The organism is Nocardia sp. NPDC003345, assembly GCF_053589395.1.
Map to the genome: position 1 here is coordinate 1 of NZ_JBSFRU010000527.1, position 2,501 is coordinate 2,501.

The 2,501-nt window shown below is 70.2% G+C and carries 3 protein-coding genes; all 3 read left to right on the forward strand.

Annotated features, from left to right (window positions below; translation table 11 throughout):
• Positions 1–350 (forward strand): 50S ribosomal protein L17 (rplQ, locus tag ACWDU1_RS31580; RefSeq protein ID WP_450004077.1); only part of this gene is annotated, 350 nt, incomplete at its 5' end.
• A 179-nt stretch (positions 351–529) separates the two neighbouring features.
• Positions 530–1,345 carry a tRNA pseudouridine(38-40) synthase TruA gene (truA, locus tag ACWDU1_RS31585; protein WP_450004079.1) on the forward strand — a complete coding sequence of 272 codons (816 nt, stop codon included), beginning with the start codon at positions 530–532 and terminating at the stop codon, positions 1,343–1,345.
• Positions 1,346–1,422: 77 nt separating this feature from the next.
• Entirely contained in the window at positions 1,423–2,250 is an 828-nt protein-coding gene (locus ACWDU1_RS31590) for an LLM class F420-dependent oxidoreductase (protein ID WP_450004078.1), read from the forward strand.
• Positions 2,251–2,501 lie beyond the last annotated feature (251 nt).

Genomic DNA, 2,501 nt, shown 5'->3' on the forward strand with positions numbered 1-2,501 from the left:
CGAAGGCCGGCACCCTGGCCGACCGTCGCGAGGTGCTCCGGGTGATCCGGAACAAGGACGTCGTGCACGATCTCTTCGCCGAGATCGGCCCGTCGTTCGAGGGCCGCAGCGGCGGCTACACCCGGATCATCAAGACCCTGCCGCGTAAGGGCGACAACGCCCCGATGGCGATCATCGAGCTGGTCCGGGAGCAGACCGTGACCAACGAGGCCGATCGCGCGCGCCGGGTGGCCGCGTCGAAGAAGGTCGAGGAGAAGGCCCCCGAGGCCGACACCGAGACCGAAGCCGAGGTCGCCGAGGCTCCGGCCGATGAGGCCGCGGCCGAGGAGAAGGCCGACGACAAGGCGTAATTCGTCTGCCGGGGAGGTGTACGCACCGCCCCGGTTCGTCGACGAGCCCGCCGCCCGCTACGGGTGGCGGGCTCGTCCCGTATTCGGAGGATGATCTGGTGAGCGAACGGGGATCGGTACCCGGAAGCGACTCGGCTACGGCGGATTCCGCCGCGGCGGCCGGGGCGGATTCCGCTCCGGTGACGCGGTGGCGATTGGATATCTCCTACGACGGCACCGATTTCACCGGCTGGGCCCGCCAGCCCGGTCTGCGGACCGTCCAGGGGGTGCTGGAGGAATCGCTGGGAAAGGTACTGCGCGAACCGGTGCAGCTGACGGTCGCGGGCCGTACCGATGCCGGGGTGCATGCCGAGGGGCAGGTCGCGCATTTCGATTCCGCGGCGGCGGTGGACACCGGAAAGCTGATCCACCGGATGGCGAAGTTCCTGTCCAAGGATGTGCGCATCACCGGGATACAGCCGGTGCCCGGCGAATTCGACGCGCGATTCTCCGCGATCCGGCGGCATTATGTGTATCGCCTCACCACTGCCCCGCACGGCGCCGACCCGCTGTCGGCCCGCAGTGTGGTGGGTTGCCGGCCGGTCGATCTGGACGCCATGCGGACGGCGTCGCACAGTTTGCTCGGCCTGCACGATTTCGCGGCGTTCTGCCGCCGGCGGGAGGGGGCGACCACGATCCGGGAACTCCAGCGCTACGACTGGGAGCGTCGCGGGGACCGGTTGGACGCCTATGTCAGCGCGGACGCGTTCTGCTGGTCGATGGTGCGCAGCCTGGTCGGGGCGGCGCTGGCGGTCGGAGAGGGGCGGCGTACCCCGGAATGGGTCGCGGGGCTGCTGAACGAACGGCAGCGGTCCAGTGCGGTGACGGTCGCGCCCGCGCACGGGCTCAGCCTGGTGGCGGTGGACTATCCGGCCGATTCGGAGCTCGCCGCCCGGAACGCGCAGACCCGGGAGACCCGCTCGGTCGCGACCGGAGGTTGCTGCGGGGGAGAGTAGGCGGGGGGCCGGCCGTCGCGGCCGCGGATAGGGTCGGTGGTGGAACAGAATTCACCGACGACAAGGTTGCGCTGGATATGACCATCGATCTCGGACGCTACGGCGTATGGCGTTACTACAAGCTCTTCACTCCCGAGGCCGCCGCGGAAATCGAGCGGCTCGGCTACGGGACGCTCTGGCTCGGCGGCTCCCCGACCTCGGATCTGCCGGTGGTGGAGGACCTGCTGGCGGCCACCGACACGCTCAAGGTCGGTACCAGCATCGTCAATATCTGGACCGCGCCCGCCGGGGAGATCGCGGAGTCCTACCACCGCATCGAACAGCGATTCCCCGGCCGTTTCGTGCTCGGTATCGGCTGCGGCCACCCCGAGGCCGACAAACCCTATCGGTCGCCGTACGAGGCGCTGGTCGAATATCTCGACGAGCTGGACGAGGCGAAGGTCCCGCAGGCGGGTCGCATGCTGGCGGCGCTCGGGCCCAAGGTGCTGAAGCTGGCGGCCGACCGTACCGCGGGTGCGCTGCCCTATCTGACCACCCCGGCGCATACGGCGCAGGCGCGGGAGATCCTGGGTGACGCGCTGCTGGTCCCGGAACAGAAACTGGTGGTCGATACCGACCCCGAGAGCGCCCGCGCGACCGGCCGCTCGGTGGTGACCATGTACCTGGGCCTGCGCAACTACACCACCAACCTGCGCCGCCTCGGCTACACCGACGAGGATATCGCCAAGCCCGGTAGCGACACCCTGCTCGACGCGCTGGCGGTGCACGGTTCCGCCGACCAGGTGGCCACCCGGGTACGCGGCCATATCGAAGCGGGCGCCGACCACCTGGCGCTGCAGCCGCTGGGCGAGGACTACCTGGCGACCCTGCGCACGCTGGCCCCGCTGCTCACCGCGCAGGCCTGAGGGTCCCGTTCCCACCCGGGCGGCCGTCCGCGTGCGCGACGGCCGCCCGGTCAGGCCGTGCCAATGTGACGGCGGGCCACCCGGCGACAACGCAAAACCCCCGCGAACGCGCTCCCGCTCGACACAACACTCGGGTCCGCTACCAGCGTCACCACCGGGTTCCGCTCCGTATCCGGCTCATCCCCTGGTCGGGTCACCTCCTCGGCGCCGAGTCCAGCGAGGCCCACAAAGGGTTCGGCCCGCGTCTGCTG

Excerpts from the sequence above, each read along its gene's own strand:
- ACWDU1_RS31590 (WP_450004078.1), top strand. The coding sequence starts at position 1,423 with ATGACCATCGATCTCGGACGCTACGGCGTATGGCGTTACTACAAGCTC.